The following is a 15,392-nucleotide window of genomic DNA, read 5'->3' on the forward strand; positions in this document are numbered from 1 at the left end:
TTTTTTCATATTATAAGCCTAATCATGATAAAATACCTACCATAATAGAAATGACACCAAGGAGGATATCCACATGAAACAGGAACTGATTGACCGCCTGACTACATATGTTCAGGTAGATACCCAATCTGATGAAAGCAGCCACACTTGCCCCACTACACCTGGACAGCTTACATTGGGCAACCTTTTGGTGGACGAATTGAAAGCCATTGGTATGACAGACGTAACCATTGATGATCATGGTTATGTGATGGCAACCCTTCCTTCCAATACGGATAAAGTGGTTCCCGTCATCGGTTTTCTCGCTCACCTCGATACGGCTACCGAACTGACTGGTGCAGGGGTAAAGCCGCAATTGACGGAAAACTATGATGGGGGCGATATCACGCTGAATGCTTCGCTTGGTGTGGTTCTTTCTCCACGTGAGTTTCCCGAACTGACTCAATATAAAGGCCACACCCTGATCACAACAGATGGTACCACCCTGCTCGGTGCAGACAACAAAGCCGGGATCGCAGAAATCATGACAGCTATCCACTACCTGATTGACCATCCAGAAATTCAACATGGCAAAATTCGCGTTGCTTTTACACCGGACGAAGAGATTGGGAGAGGACCGGAACGCTTTGATGTAGCCGCTTTTGGCGCTGAATATGCCTATACGGTAGACGGCGGACCGCTCGGAGAACTGGAGTATGAGAGCTTTAACGCCGCAGCCGCCCATATTACCATTCACGGTGTGAATGTGCATCCTGGTACGGCTAAAAACAAAATGATTCACGCTGCCAAAATCGCTATGGAGCTGCACAGTCGGTTACCTGCAAACGAAGCCCCGGAATATACAGACGGATATGATGGCTTCTATCATCTCTTGGATTCTACAGGCACCGCAGAACAAGCTAAACTGTACTATATTATCCGTGATTTTGACCGCGAGAGCTTTGAAAACCGGAAAGCTTATTTAACAAATGTAGTCAAAGAGCTGCAGGCCGCATATGGAGAAAACCGTATTGCACTGGAGCTGAGAGATCAATATTACAACATGAAAGAGAAAATAGAGCCAGTCAAGCATATCGTCGATGTCGCTTATGAAGCAATGACAAAGCTGAATATCGAACCCATTATCAAGCCGATCCGTGGCGGTACAGACGGTTCACAGCTATCCTACATGGGACTGCCTACACCGAATATTTTTACAGGTGGGGAGAACTACCACGGTAAGTTTGAATATGTGTCGGTGGACAACATGGTGCTCGCTACCAAGGTTATTGTGGAAATCGCACAACTGTTCGAGCAACGCGGCAAGTGAACTACCTATACGCAGCACTGACACGTTCAGATTAAATAGAAGGCATATCGTTTCGAAATGGAAATGGTATGCCTTTTTTTCTGATGCTTTCACTTCCTTAAAGATTCAATATCTTTATAACTTTTATCCATCTTTAGACCGACAACTATATACGAGACTATAAAAAATATACCTAGTAAAGAAAGGTAGGTTATCTATTTGAATACAATAGATGCATTAATTGCAGCCATTCCCTACATACAACAGATCATGCGTGAGAAAGTGACCCTTGCTCTCTTCGACCGAACTCATGTCCTTATGTATACCCAATCGGAGGGTATGGACCTCGGCTTTGAAACAGGCTCGGAGCTACTCGAGGACTATAAGAATTTTGCCATGCTTAAAAATGGACGTGAGACCAGCCTGACCCACATTCCTGCTGAAATTCTAGGTTTTCCTCTGGATATGATCAGTATTCCTGTATTGGACGAGAAAGGTGAAGTCATTGCAGCATTTGCGGCCTCTTATAATTTGACTAACAAAAATCAACTGGATCAATTCGTATCCGAGAACCGCTCCATCACCGAGCAGCTCATTGATATGGTACAGCATGTAGCAGCTCATTCCGAGGAACTTCAGGCAACCAGTGAACAAATTTTGAAAAACACCCAAATCGCTGTGCAAAACTCGGGTAAAATCAATCAGGTAGCTGTGTTCATCAAGGAAATTTCCGATCAAACCAACCTGCTTGGATTGAATGCAGCGATTGAGGCCGCGCGTGTCGGAGAAGCAGGAGCAGGCTTTGGTGTCGTCGCTCAAGAGGTGCGCAAGCTATCCGTAGAATCCAAAAAGGCGACGGTCGATATTGAAGGGGCCCTTAAGGATGTACAGAACTCCATTCATCAAATGGAGCAGGAAATTGAGCAAATTGTTTCTTCTTCTCAAGAGCAGGCGACTCTGGTAGGCTCTTTCACTGAAGTGATGGACCGTATGCAAAAGGCGAGTGAAACGATGCAACATCTGGCCAATAGCCTGACTTCGTATGTCGTAAAATAAATTTTGGCATAAAAAAGGGAGCACACGGATCGCAAAATGCGTAAAAGTGTGCTCCCTTTATGTACAAAAGGCCTATCGGGCTTAAGGATCTAAATCTGAAACTCAAGCAGGATAAGAAAAAGAAAAAACACCATGATTTGAAGGAATCACAGGGTCTAACCCTTCCCAAATATTTCCCACCGGAAGAGCAATACTAAGAGACGCCAAGGCCATAGTTACCGAGATTAATGCCTTTTTCAGCATGAAGCCCCCTTAATAAAATGGTTTGGTATTGCTCTTGCTGTGATGGTGTTGCCCAATCTCGATAAGTCTCAAACAGAGCAACCAATGTCCTGAAATTGGCATCCACTTCTACATTGGCAGAGAATTGCAGAGAATCAAGAACATAATTTAAGGCAACGGAGTACTGCTTCTTCTTGAAATGGTAAATGGCCAATTGGTTGACCAGTTTTAGATAATATACGCGGTTTGCTCTATCTTCATAACCTTCAAATATTTTAATATCATCAGCAAAATCGTTCAGCAGGTCGTCTATATTCCAATTATTCAAGTTAGCCGCTTCCGCAATACCAACCAATCCTGGAAGTAACTCCTCTTCATTGTCATGAAGAAATTGAACGTACTCAGGCAAAAGTTCCCTTCTCCCCGAAAGTAACTCAATCGTAAATAAATTGGCCTTGGCGAGGAAACGGAATCTCTCTACTTCTTCGTGACCGCTCTGATCCAGCCCCATAAACCAGCCCATTTCGCTATACTTCATAATATAGTTTCTAGCTTCCTCATACTTGCCCATATTCTGATAGTAAATAGACTTCGCCAGATAACTGTAAGCATAATAAAACACTAGCGGGTGTTTGGTGTCCAATGTCTCATACTTGCCGTCTGCAGCATTTCTCAGTTGGGTGTGATACAGGTTTTCAGCCAACGTATGCAGAAAGTCTGCTACTCTGTTCGCTTCATCCCAATCATTATGTGTGTAGCTGAGTCTAAACAACTCACAAGCTTTATCGAGTTCGTGACTGTCCGACAACAAATAAATGGCTTCCCTTTGGTTCAAGACCTCTTCCATTAGACCCCGCCTCCCTAGCCTGAAAATTGCGGTTACCCCTAGCCCAATGGCTATTTTTCAGGGCAGTTATGCTGCTAGCCTCCATTTTTGCATACCGTATATTGCAAATATAGTCAAAACCTAACTTGAAGTCAATTCAATCATCGCTATCTTCTTTTTTTTTGCAACCTTACATTGCTGTGTACGGTTATGGATTTTGCAAAATTCGATTCCAGTCGCTTCGAAGTGCAAGATATAGACGAACCAAACCATTTCGATCTATATCTTGTTCATTGGAAGTCGCTTATGGGATTTTTGCAAAATCCTCGGTTACGAATAGTTGACTCTCCTTATAGAAATAATACTAAAAAAGACAAAGTATAGGCTCTCTCATGGATGGTTTTTATGATGCTATAGTATCGTGGGGGTAACTACGTTACGAATTAGTGCGTACTTTTCAACCGGATAGCTGGGCCTTACAATCAAACCTGTGCATGAAATTAAAGTATAGAGTAATACTCAACAGAGCATGTACCTGTTCATCAAAATACAAATTCACTTAAGGAGTGAAGTTAATAACATGGAACTTCAATTGGCTTTAGACTTAGTAGATATCCCGCAAGGGATTGCATTGGTAAAAGAAGTAGAGTCGTATATTGACATCGTAGAAATCGGTACGCCGATTGTCATCAATGAAGGACTTCATGCAGTAAAAGCAATGAAAGAAGCATTCCCGAATCTGAAAGTGCTGGCTGACCTGAAGGTTATGGATGCAGGGGGCTATGAAGTGCTAAAAGCTTCCGAGGCTGGTGCAGATATCGTTACGATTTTGGCTGTAGCTGAAGATGCAACAATCAAAGGTGCAGTAGAAGAAGCGAAAAAACAAGGCGGCAAAAAAATCCTGGTGGATATGATCGGTGTTAAAAACCTGGAGCAACGCGCGAAAGAAATTGACGCTCTGGGCGTTGACTACATCTGTGTGCATACAGGCTACGATCTACAAGCTGAAGGACAAAGCCCGTTCGAAGCACTGCAAACCGTCAAACAAGTCGTGAAAAACTCCAAAACTGCCGTGGCTGGCGGTATTAAGCTGAGCACATTGGCTGAAGTCGTGAAGGCTCAACCGGATCTGGTTATCGTCGGCGGTGGTATCACTGGCGAGGACGACAAAAAGGCTGTAGCTTCCCAAATGCAACAGCTCATCAAACAAGGTTAACCCCAATGGAAACCTCTCAATATTTATCAGAGGTACTCAACGAGCTACAATGGGTTCCACAGTTGATCAGCAATGCGGAATCGGAACAGCTGATCCACTCCATCAACGCTGCGAATAAGGTATTCGTGGCAGGTGCGGGCCGCTCAGGGTTCATGATTCGCTCGCTGGCGATGCGACTGATGCACATGGAAATTCAAGCTTACGTGGTGGGTGAAACCGTAACTCCCGGCTTGGGCGAGGGCGACCTGCTCATTATTGGTTCAGGCTCTGGCGAAACCAAAAGCCTGATCTCCATGGCAGAAAAAGCAAAGAAACTCGGGGCCTCTCTGGCGCTTCTAACCACGTCCCCCGAGTCTACCATCGGCAAACTGGCCAATATCATCGTCAAGCTGCCCGGTGCACCCAAGGATCCTTCCAACAAGGATTACCAGACGATTCAGCCTATGGGCTCATTGTTTGAGCAAACCCTGCTGTTGTACGGTGATGCACTGGTACTCAGAACGATGGAGCTGCGCAAGCTGACCTCCGAATCTATGTTTGGCCAACACGCTAACTTGGAATAAACCGCGATTCCTTTACGATAACAAAGCAGGCTGTCCTTCACATGTGAAATGTAAAGGACAGCCTGCTTTTATGCTTGTATAAGCGGACGTTCGATACAGCATACATGCCAATCCATACTTCCGTAAAACCGCCATTGCGTTCAGGTGAGATAACAAAGGCCGGCATGTATTCAAACCATTTATTCGTTATTCCCTGCTGGCAACGGCGGGACTTTGGACGAATCAGCAAGTGCCCAATAGGCATATTTGGCCTTTAACTGTTCGTCGAATAATAGCGGCTTATCCAGCCGGGCTATTGGAAACGTGCTGAGCCACGTATTTCCATCATCCGTACCCCAAATCGTCACATTGCTGATATGATCCTGCTGCCTTGAAAACATATCGAACAGCGCCCGATAGCGGTGAGCCTGCCGGATCAGCATAGATTCTGGAATCGTTTCATAGCGATCTGTGTCATTGGAATAAAGACCCATATCCAGCTCGGTAATCTGATTATCCAGACCAAGCGAAGCAAACTTTTCGATGGACTGCTCAATCTCGCTAATAGCGGGAAACTCTAGGCGGATATGCGATTGGTGGCCTACCCCGTCAATCGGTACACCTTTAGCGAGCAGATCACGTACCAAATTGTACAGAAAATCCCGTTTCTTCGGCTCATGCGTGTTGTAATCGTTAATGAATAGTCGTGCGTTCGGGCCCGCCGCTTCCCTCGTGACACGGAATGCTTTTTCAATATAATCCGTACCGGTAATCTGATACCACTTGCTGCGGCGCATGCCATCCGGCTGATCAGGATCAATGACCTCATTCACCACATCCCAATCGGTGATGACATTTTTATACCGCGCTGCAACAGCGCGAATATGCGTCTCCAGCCGATCCAGCAAAAGCTTTTTATTTTCAGCAGTCGGTGTCATCGGCTGTCCATTCTTATCCTTGAACATCCAATCCCCAGTTTGGTTATGCCACACCAAGGTATGGAAGCGAATCTCTAGTCCGTGCTGTCTAGCAAACTGCACAATTTGGTCTGCTTCCTCCCAATGGAACTGTCCCTCGGACGGTTGTAAGGAGATTGGCTTCATCGCATTCCCTGCAACGACGCTGTTAAAATGCTTCTGTACCAACTCTCCGTAAGCCCCTTCGGTCTGAAAAGCTTCAATCGCCGTGCCGATGCTGAACTGTCCCCCATATAATCCATGCAAAGAAGGAATGTCCTTTTCAATAGCCAGTGGTGGTACAAGTGACAGTTCGAAATCATCCATATAAAAGGAAGACGTTCCTTCTGCCGTTTCCAAATACATAGAAACAGTGTCTGCATCATGCGCGAGCGTATACGTACCAGATAAATGCATCCATCCCCCTGTCGTAGTAGCCGTGTCGCCTACAACAGTTTCATACGAACTATTCCCTTGGTGATCACGCTGCACGCTGAGCCTCACCTTGGCAGGCTGCTCACCCGGCGCCAGCTTCACCCAGGCACTGACCGTATATCGGCTGCCCTTTTGCATCGTAGCAGTCACATCCAGCTTCGGTCCGGCATATGTCTTTTGTCTGCCTGTTGTCAGCAGACTGTATGAGCCGCTTCGTGCATCGGCATCCGAAACCTGCACGGTCTCGGCTCCCATACGGGACACCCATCCTTGAGCCGTACCCTCTTCAAACCCGGATACGATACCATGGGCCGGCTCCGTTGGCGTCTTCGATACCTGTGTTATTTCTACCTCATCCACATAGTAGGCCTGCGCGGGATTCGAGCTTTCCACATACAGCTTCAATGCATCCATCCCCCCGGTAAAAGTATATTTCCCCTGAAGTTTAATCCACGATGTATCCGCCGTCTCCGTCTGCGCTACCGTCTTCCATGTCGTAGTCCCGTCTGTCGGCTGCTGCTCCACTGTAAGTTTAACCATGCTCGGAACCGCAGAATGACCATCTAGCTTCACATAGCCACTAATTTCATACTCTACATCCGGCTGCAATAGCGACTTCACATCCAGCTCCGCCCCGTTCCAAGCCGCTGTGCGGGCGGTTGCCTTCAGACTGTGCGTGCCGCCATATGCTGCTTCCGTGACGGATGCAATTTGGGTATAAGTTCCCCGGGGTTTCCAGCCGTCGCTGTTTCCTTGCTCAAATCCATACGTTCCAATGGTCTTATGGATATTACCCGCTGACAGCACCGTATCCGAAACGGGCGGGGAATGTTCTATAGACGGAGCTGCCTTTACTACAGACGCCCCCCACCAACCGACAGGCGATAACAACAGCGCTCCAGCCAGTACCAGACAAAAAGGCTTAACCCAACATGACCGCAAAGCAATCCCTCCCGTACTCCGATTTTTTGGAATTGGTATTTGGCACCATTGGTTTTCATTTACTATCCTTTGACACCGCCCAAGGTCATACCCTTCACAAAGTATTTTTGCAAAAAGGGATAAACTAAAATAATAGGCACTGAAGCGACAATCGTCATCGTGGCCCGAATTGAGGTAGGCGTGACCGACTTCGCTAGATTTTCCGAACCAGCGAATTGGCTCGCATAGTCCTGAGTGTTAACAGACGTGTTGGAATTTTGCAGTATTTTCATCAACTCATATTGAAGAGTGCTCCATTGTTCATATGACGAATTGTACAAAAACACATCGAACCAGGAATTCCATTGCGCGACTGCTGTAAACAGCGACACCGTCGCTAGCACGGGAACACACAGCGGTAAAACGATGCGCATAAAAGTGGAAAACTCCCCAGCCCCGTCAATACGCGCCGACTCCAAAATCCCTTCCGGCAATCCCTCAATAAAGGAGCGAATAACAATCACATTAAACACCCCAATCAATCCCGGCACAACATACACCCAGAAAGTCCCCAGCATCCCAAGCTCACGAATCAGGAGAAAGTTCGGAATCAGTCCACCGCTAAAATACATCGTTAAAATAAAAGCAATCGAAACAAATTTACGCAGCACATATTCCGGCCGGCTGATCGTGTACGCCACCATCGCGCAGCAAAACACCGAAGTCACCGTGCCCGCAACCGTACGTAATACAGAAATCAGCGTAGCATGAAAAATCGTCGCTTCCTTGAACACAAATTCATAATTACTCCACGTGAATTCACGTGGCCACAAATAAATCCCGCCCCGTATCGAATCATTCGCTTCATTCAACGAAACCGCCAGCGTATTCAAGAACGGATACAGCGTGAACACCATCAGGCAGAGCATAAACAGAATATTGCACGCATCAAAAATCCGATCCGAGGGCGCCCGAAACCGCCCGTGTACAGCCTTCCCTTTACCCATGACTTCCGCTCCTTTCTAAAAAATAGCCTAATCATCTGACTGATAAGGTCAGCTAAGCGGCCTGTTAAAAATCCACTGACCTGCACCCGTAGTATGAATGAGCTCGCACCTTCTGTTATCACCACCACTAGCAGTCCTAAAAACAAGCGAAAGCGAAGCTGAGCCAACCATCATGGCGCATTTACCCAAGGAAGCGCGAGTCACGCGCCTTCCCTAAGTTCTCCCCTTGCCACTACCCTCAGTTCTCAAAAAAAGTGACTTTACGGCGGGTAGCAGCGGAGCGGGCGGAATTGTTCTGAAGAAGCGGAGCGTTCGCCTTTATCCCCGGATTTTAACCTATGATCTTTATTCCAATAAGAAAATACGGGGATAACAGCGATCGGAAGAACAATCCGCACGCGAAGCGACAACGAGCCCTCCCCAGAAACTCACTCTTTTTTTAGAACAATCTCTCCTCCCCTAACCGCTTCGCAATATGATTGGCGCTAAACAGTAAGATGAAGCTGACCACCGTTTTGAACATCCCGGCAGCAATGGAAAGCGAGAAATTACCCATCTGGATACCATATTTCAGCACAAAAATATCCAGATTCTCCGAGTAATCCACGTTCATACCGTTGCCCAGTAAGTATTGCGGCTCAAAGCCGGATTCCAGCAGATTGCCGATGTTCATAATGAGCAGGATGATAAATACAGGCTTCAATCCGGGTAATGTCACATGCCAAATCCGCTGAAAACGCCCTGCTCCATCCATCTCAGCCGCTTCATACTGCGAGGGATCAATCATCGTCATCGCGGCCAAATAAATGATGGTATTCCAGCCGACATTTTTCCATACCTCCGATGCACCGAGAATGCCCCAGAAATAGCTTCCTTCGCCCAGCCACAGAATAGGCTCCTTAATCAATCCCAGCCACATCAGCACCTCATTGATGATGCCGCCATCCGCAGATAGCGCCGTACTAATGATGCTGGCCGCGACCACCCACGAAATAAAATGCGGTAGATAGCTGATCGTCTGTACCACCCGCTTAAATACGAGCTGACGAAGCTCATTCAGCAAAATTGCTAGTGTTATAGCGGTGACAAAGCCCAACACCAAATTAATAAAGCTCATCGCCAGCGTATTGCGCATGACCCGCAGAAAGTGTTCATCCTGAAACAGAAAATGGAAATGCTTTAATCCAACCCATTGCTGATCGAGCAACTTGCGGGCAGGCTTAAAATCCTGAAAGGCAATCGTCCAGCCCCAGATGGGCAAATACTTGAAGATGAACAGCCAGATTAAAAAAGGGACGGACATCCATACTAGTGCCCGTTGCTGATTCAGCTTGTGCATAAATCCCCTAAAGCCGGTTCGCCGCGAGGGCGGAAAATGATCCGGGGAGATCGTGACAGGTGGTGGTGACGAGTGGCCCATAGCTGCTTCCTCCTTTATTTTTTACCGGGATTTTCGATTTTTTTGGCAACCTCCTTCGTGATCAACTCCTCATACGCCTTTACATCCAGCTTGTTGAATTCAGTAGTGTATTCATTCCAAATCGCATCAAACTGTTCCGGTGCAGACAGCACCAAACGCGGGAAATATTTGCGCTGTAGGTCCCCCTTCTTTTGCTGGAAGAGCTGCGCAGTTGAGCCTTGAGCAATCGGAATACTCCAGGCCGGATACCATGGGCGCTCGTCAGGTGCGGAAAACATTTGCGAGAAGGACTCTACACCATAGACTTTTAGTAGCTTTTTATCTCCCTCGGTGTAGGACATACGCGCAACCTCAGGCTGCCGTCCGGGGCCAACCGAGTTACCGTCAGGCAGGGTAGAACCGCTACCGTATCGCGGCCAACTATATTCAAAATATTTGAACCCGAATGATTCGCGGAACGCGTCCTGACCAGTCTGCTTAATTTGCTCCTCAGTCCGGTAAAAGCGTCCTTTTTTATCTACATCATAGGTTTCCCCCTTGATTCCCCAGTTGGATAATATCTGGTTTTCGTCCGTCAGCAGGTTGTCAAAAAATTTGATGATACGTACCGGGTCCTTGGCACTGACCGTAATTCCTATGCCTCGGTTATTAACGAATGACGACGGATCAATGTACTGATCCTTTATATTCTGGTCGTATACAATAGGCAGCCCTATATACTCCATATCATCATTGCCCGATTGCTTGGCAGCCTCTTGCAGATTATTCAGGGCCTGCCCCGCCTGCCAGCGGTAGTCAAAAAAGCCCAGCACCTTACCCGAAGTCAGCTTCGCCAAATATTGATCGTAATTGTCCACAAAGGACGATTTATCAAATAGGCCCTCTACATTGAGCTGATTTAGCTCTTTCAGATACCGCTTTGTGATTTCCATATCTCCATAATCCGTGGCCCGGTGTGTCTTCATATCAATAATCGTGCCGCCATCATTCGGATAGCCTGCCAGATGCATCGGCGCGTTCGTAAGAGCATAAAACCTATCCTGCGTGGTTAACGCCAGGTACCCAGTCAAGCCCTCATCTGCATGTTTTTTCGCATAGTTACGAATCAGGGCTAAATACTCGTCAAGTGTTTTGATTTTTGGAAATCCCGCTTCTTTTAATACCCTGCGTTGCACCCAAAAGGCTCCTTGCTCCAAGTTAGGCGCAGGTAAATAATCGCCTACCACCGCACTGAGCGGAAGAAAATAAATGTTCCCATCCTCCGCCTTCATCAAGTTGTAGTACGGTCCATATACACGCTTAATATTCGGTCCGTATTTGTCGATCAAATCATTCAGGGGAATAAAAGCCCCGGCATCCAGCAGCTTATCGATCGTGCCATCCGGTACTATCACATCCGGGAAATCGTTACTGGCAATAAATGTACCGATCTTCGTATTGGAATCACCCACCAAATGCTCCAGCTTCCAGTTTACCCCCGTCTGATCCTCCAGGATCTTGCCGATCCGCGTTTCATTGGTATTAATGTCCCTGCCCGCAGTGGCATTAAAATACGTGAATGTGACCTTCTCCTTGCTATCTCCTGACGCTGGCTCCTTGCCCGAGCTCCCTGAGCAAGCAGTGATCATAGATGCCATCATAACCATTACCAGACCGATGATTCCGAACCTTTTGCTTGTCATGCCAGACCTTCCCCTTTCGCCCTCTTTTGTCGATTGTGTGTGAATATCGTGCGGACGTACCGCAAGCACTGGGAATCCCGCACACCCTAAATTGTAAGCACTTTCATTTTATAAAATGCCGTCCATTTCGTTCACCTGCCAATCTAAAGGTGTTACTTAGGAAACTATAGGTAAAGGTCCTTCAAAGCAAAATAGGTACCGCTCTCCACCTCACTCCCGATCCGCAGGAATCCTAATTCGTATCTCCGTACCCACGCCGGGGGCACTGCGTATGGCAAGCTCAAAGCGGCTCCCGTAGTAAAGTTTAAGACGATAGATGACATTTTGCAGACCTATACGCTCACCCATTTCTTCCTGCCTTTGCATGTAACCATATAAACGTTGTACCTGTTCCTCAGACATGCCCACCCCATCATCTCGAACCGTTAGAATCAGTTGCCCTTCCTCCTGCTCAAAATGAATCTCAATGCGTCCCCCATGCTTTAGCGGCTCAATGCCGTGGATACTTGCATTTTCAACCAGTGTCAGCGCGACCATTTTGGGAAGCAGATTGTCCAAGTCTTCAGAGCGCGCCTGCACTTCGTACTGTATTCGCTCACCAAAGCGATATTGCTGGATTTCCAGAAAACAACGGATCAGCTCCAGCTCCTCCCGCAAAGTAACCCGATCCTTGTTCCACACCAGCGAATTGCGGAATATCCGTGCCATGTTATGAATAATGTGCGCTGTCTCATCCTCATGCTTCATCAAGCTCCTCATGCGAATCGTCTCCAGCGCATTGAACAGGAAATGGGGGTTGATCTGGCTGTGAAGTGCATTCAACTGGGCATGTCTGCGCTGAATTTCCAGATTTTTTCGTTGAATATCGGCCATATACACATCGTTAATCAGTCGTTTTATTTTCAGCGTCATCCGGTTAAACTCACCTGTTAATTGCCCGATTTCATCTCGCGACTCTGTATCGGGAATCAGCTCAAAATGCTGGTTTTTCACCTTTTTCATGTGCTTTAAAATACGATGAATCCTCACGTTCAGCGAACGTGTAATCCAGATAATAATTAATGTAGGTAACAGCATATTTACACAGGTTAACAAGAGCACAAAGTTGCGGGATTCCTGCATTTCATACAGCATTTCATCTCTGGATACCGCTGCCACAATGCTCCAGCCGTTCAGATTGCTCGTAAGCACATAATTCGTCTTGAACTCCATCGTGTCCTCGGGCAGCTTGAGGGTGCTATAGGCCACACTTTTGTGGTTTATAGCAACTTTGGGATCCGTTGTATATTCGATTTCCCCTCGTTCGTTCAGCAGAAAGAGACTTCCCTGCAAATTCAGGTTGTTGAAAATCTCACGAATGGACGACATTCGCAGTTCTATTTTTAGTATTTTTTCACGACCATTTTGGGAATAAAAGTAGTTCATCCGCCGAATCAGGCTGAAAGGGTGCAGCTGTTCGCCTGTACTGTCATCGGTACGTACAAATATAGGCTTGGACTGGCGCCCAGACGGGATTTTGGTATACCAGGGCAAGCTTCTGACCCTCTCATCTATAAAGCTGACTCCCCCGGAATCCAGCAGCGTTGAATTATCGGTGTAGATCGTAATTCCACCTACGGAATGGTATACAGGACTGTAATTATTGTTCAAGATACGACGTAAATAAGAGTCATAGGCAGCAATATAATCAGCAGGGTGGGGATATGTTTGTTCCAACACCTCATTGAGCTGATGATCGGTATAAAAGATAGACGAGATTTCCATCGCATCTTCAAATTCACGGTAAAATTCAATTTTAATCTGTTCCAGTGCACGCGAAATATCCTGAATACGCTGTTCTTTCACATTTTGTGAGGTAACATGGTAAAAAACCAGATTGGTCAACACTACAGGCGCGAAAACACACAGAAAATAAAGCAGCAGCATTTTATCCCGCAATCGCACATGATCAAGAGTCGTCCTCAGCATCTTCATTCGCCGGCCCTCTCTGGCTCGTCGCCAATACTCAAGCTGTTGCGGTATTCACTAGGCGTGGCGTGCGCCGTCTTTTCAAACTGGGTAACAAAATAGTCTGAACTGCCAAAGCCCACGCGCTCCGCAATTTCATAAATCCGCAGATCCGTCTGCCGCAACAAACGTTTTGCCTCCTGAACGCGCAATTTCAGCAAGAATTCGTTAAAGTACACACCATACGTTTTTCTGAACAATTGACCGAGGTACACCGGGTTCATGTAAAAGCGAGCCGCAATACTTTTCAGGCTTATATTCTCGGCTGCATGCTGCTCAATGTAAGCACGGATGTGCTGGATGCCTCCCTGCTGACAATCCTTGCGCAGAACCCCAATATACCTTCCACTTTCCTCTGCAAAAGCTGTAAACAATCGCTGTAGTTCACCCAGGGACAGGTTCATGTCCTGCCAGTTCATCATCGGTTCTAGTGACCGAAGTGAGCGCTCATCTCCCTGCATGTTTTGAATGACCCGAACGATACTAAGTACGCATTGATGCAAACTCATTTTCACAGCCTCAGGTGCATAACATTCCTCCCGAAAGCTGCTAAATAAATAATCCACGGCCACACGCAGCTCCTCCAACCGCAGTTCCTCGACTTGTTCCGTCATGCGATCCAGTACGTCCTGATGTATGGTCTTATAGTGGAGTGGTGGCATTCCCTCCTGTAGATATACAACAATACCGCTATGGTCATAAATGTATTTATGGAGCACTGCTTCCTTCGCACAGGCGTAGGACTGCTGGATATCCTGCAACCGATTCACAGGCTCTCCTGCATAAATGAAAACCCGACTTCCCAGCTGGTCTTTTAGTGACTTCATCCCCTCTATCTCCTGTTGTAGCGCTTTCATAAAGACTTCGACCTTGCCTTCAAAATAGTTCAAAAAGAAGTCCGGTACGATAAGACCGATCCGGTTGCGATGCTCATGGACATAGAGAGGGTACTTGCCATCCATTAAATGATGAAGTGCTTGCTCTATAAGCTCCCTGAATTGGAAAAGCGATAGCATAATATTATTGTCACCAGAGCGCCAGGGATGTTGGTCATTCAGCTCGACGAGTACATAGTACATAGAAGTGGCCTCCTCAAGCCGTAGTTGCTGCTCCCACTGTGTCACCACTACATCATCCACTGGGTTCATCATCACAGTCTCTAACAACCCACCTGCATGGTGATTCTGATATCGTTGCGCATTCTGTTGTTCACGATGCAGTCTCTCACTCAGCTTGCGCAATGTAGCCGAAAAGTCACCCTCATCAATCGGCTTAAGCATAAAATCATGAACCCCATAGCGGATTGCCTGCTGCGCATAAGCGAAATCACTATAGCCGCTTAAGATAATAAACGCGGGATGTTCTGTACTCTGTTCGAGCACAGATCGAATCAGCTCTAATCCGTCGAGCACAGGCATACGAATATCGGTAATGACCAGGTCCGGGTGAATACGGCTGATTAGCTCCAGCGCATCCTCACCGTTATCAGCTTCTCCTACGATTTCAAAACCACAGGCTTGCCAATCCATGAGTTGAAGCAGCCCTTTACGAGTAAAGGTTTCATCATCTACCACAATGGCTTGATGCAGCTTCATAACACGCTTCCTCCTTTTGATGTACGCCTATTTTATTATTTTAGTTAACTATTCCAACGATCTTAGTCACTATGATAATGTAAAAACATCAGGGATTGGAAATTTTCACCACACCTATGATATGACAAATAGAGGGGTGCAAAGCATGCGCACACCAGCAGCCAAGCCAAGCAGCAAATATACAAAAAGGAGACGAATCCCTGAATGGGGGGTCGTCTC

At 46.8% G+C, this 15,392-nt stretch carries 11 protein-coding genes; 4 read left to right on the plus strand and 7 right to left on the minus strand.

Annotated features, from left to right (window positions below; translation table 11 throughout):
- Positions 1 to 73 precede the first annotated feature (73 nt).
- Together pepT and NSQ57_RS24130 are read left to right on the plus strand one after the other, a co-directional pair.
- On the plus strand, positions 74 to 1,309 hold the full coding sequence (gene pepT, locus NSQ57_RS24125) for a peptidase T (protein WP_029518703.1): 1,236 nt from the start codon (positions 74 to 76) through the stop codon (positions 1,307 to 1,309).
- 198 nt (positions 1,310 to 1,507) lie between these two features.
- Positions 1,508 to 2,344 (plus strand): methyl-accepting chemotaxis protein, encoded by an 837-nt coding sequence (locus NSQ57_RS24130; RefSeq protein WP_069011007.1) that lies wholly within the window; start codon positions 1,508 to 1,510, stop codon positions 2,342 to 2,344.
- A 193-nt stretch (positions 2,345 to 2,537) separates the two neighbouring features.
- Here the strand turns inward: NSQ57_RS24130 and NSQ57_RS24135 are convergent, their stop codons facing one another.
- On the minus strand, positions 2,538 to 3,413 hold the full coding sequence (locus NSQ57_RS24135) for a DNA-binding protein (RefSeq protein WP_165145785.1): 876 nt from the start codon (positions 3,411 to 3,413) through the stop codon (positions 2,538 to 2,540).
- A gap of 559 nt (positions 3,414 to 3,972) precedes the next feature.
- On the opposite strand from NSQ57_RS24135, the gene hxlA reads away from it, so the two are divergent.
- Together hxlA and hxlB are read left to right on the plus strand one after the other, a co-directional pair.
- The gene (gene hxlA / locus NSQ57_RS24140; RefSeq protein ID WP_029518706.1) at positions 3,973 to 4,608 is read left to right on the plus strand and encodes a 3-hexulose-6-phosphate synthase; all 636 of its coding nucleotides are present in this window, start codon (positions 3,973 to 3,975) and stop codon (positions 4,606 to 4,608) included.
- 5 nt (positions 4,609 to 4,613) lie between these two features.
- Positions 4,614 to 5,171: a 6-phospho-3-hexuloisomerase gene (gene hxlB, locus NSQ57_RS24145; RefSeq protein WP_069012217.1), complete on the plus strand. Its 558-nt coding sequence runs from the start codon at positions 4,614 to 4,616 to the stop codon at positions 5,169 to 5,171.
- A gap of 179 nt (positions 5,172 to 5,350) precedes the next feature.
- Here hxlB and NSQ57_RS24150 read toward each other — a convergent pair whose 3' ends face one another.
- From NSQ57_RS24150 to NSQ57_RS24175, 6 genes are all read right to left on the minus strand, one after another.
- Entirely contained in the window at positions 5,351 to 7,483 is a 2,133-nt protein-coding gene (locus tag NSQ57_RS24150; RefSeq protein WP_342425418.1) for an endo-1,4-beta-xylanase, read from the minus strand.
- Positions 7,484 to 7,545: 62 nt separating this feature from the next.
- Positions 7,546 to 8,469: a carbohydrate ABC transporter permease gene (locus tag NSQ57_RS24155; protein WP_029518710.1), complete on the minus strand. Its 924-nt coding sequence runs from the start codon at positions 8,467 to 8,469 to the stop codon at positions 7,546 to 7,548.
- 439 nt (positions 8,470 to 8,908) lie between these two features.
- Positions 8,909 to 9,889, minus strand: a complete 981-nt coding sequence (locus NSQ57_RS24160; RefSeq protein ID WP_029518711.1) for a sugar ABC transporter permease — start codon at positions 9,887 to 9,889, stop codon at positions 8,909 to 8,911.
- 14 nt (positions 9,890 to 9,903) lie between these two features.
- Positions 9,904 to 11,571, minus strand: a complete 1,668-nt coding sequence (locus NSQ57_RS24165; protein WP_029518712.1) for an ABC transporter substrate-binding protein — start codon at positions 11,569 to 11,571, stop codon at positions 9,904 to 9,906.
- 210 nt (positions 11,572 to 11,781) lie between these two features.
- Entirely contained in the window at positions 11,782 to 13,545 is a 1,764-nt protein-coding gene (locus NSQ57_RS24170) for a sensor histidine kinase (protein WP_341040271.1), read from the minus strand.
- Positions 13,542 to 15,173: a response regulator gene (locus NSQ57_RS24175; protein ID WP_342425419.1), complete on the minus strand. Its 1,632-nt coding sequence runs from the start codon at positions 15,171 to 15,173 to the stop codon at positions 13,542 to 13,544. Before NSQ57_RS24175 ends, NSQ57_RS24170 begins: the two co-directional genes overlap by 4 nt.
- Between the last annotated feature and the right edge of the window lie 219 nt (positions 15,174 to 15,392).

This window comes from Paenibacillus sp. FSL L8-0502, from assembly GCF_038593055.1.
Lineage (GTDB): Bacteria > Bacillota > Bacilli > Paenibacillales > Paenibacillaceae > Paenibacillus > Paenibacillus polymyxa_D.

What these genes read in the sequence shown, in the direction of transcription:
- NSQ57_RS24160 (WP_029518711.1), bottom strand. Translation starts at nt 9,889, where the DNA reads ATGGGCCACTCGTCACCACCACCTGTCACGATCTCCCCGGATCATTTT.
- NSQ57_RS24175 (WP_342425419.1), bottom strand. Translation starts at nt 15,173, where the DNA reads ATGAAGCTGCATCAAGCCATTGTGGTAGATGATGAAACCTTTACTCGT.
- hxlA (WP_029518706.1), top strand. Translation starts at nt 3,973, where the DNA reads ATGGAACTTCAATTGGCTTTAGACTTAGTAGATATCCCGCAAGGGATT.
- hxlB (WP_069012217.1), top strand. Translation starts at nt 4,614, where the DNA reads ATGGAAACCTCTCAATATTTATCAGAGGTACTCAACGAGCTACAATGG.
- NSQ57_RS24170 (WP_341040271.1), bottom strand. Translation starts at nt 13,545, where the DNA reads ATGAAGATGCTGAGGACGACTCTTGATCATGTGCGATTGCGGGATAAA.
- NSQ57_RS24135 (WP_165145785.1), bottom strand. Translation starts at nt 3,413, where the DNA reads ATGGAAGAGGTCTTGAACCAAAGGGAAGCCATTTATTTGTTGTCGGAC.
- NSQ57_RS24165 (WP_029518712.1), bottom strand. Translation starts at nt 11,571, where the DNA reads ATGACAAGCAAAAGGTTCGGAATCATCGGTCTGGTAATGGTTATGATG.
- pepT (WP_029518703.1), top strand. Translation starts at nt 74, where the DNA reads ATGAAACAGGAACTGATTGACCGCCTGACTACATATGTTCAGGTAGAT.
- NSQ57_RS24155 (WP_029518710.1), bottom strand. Translation starts at nt 8,469, where the DNA reads ATGGGTAAAGGGAAGGCTGTACACGGGCGGTTTCGGGCGCCCTCGGAT.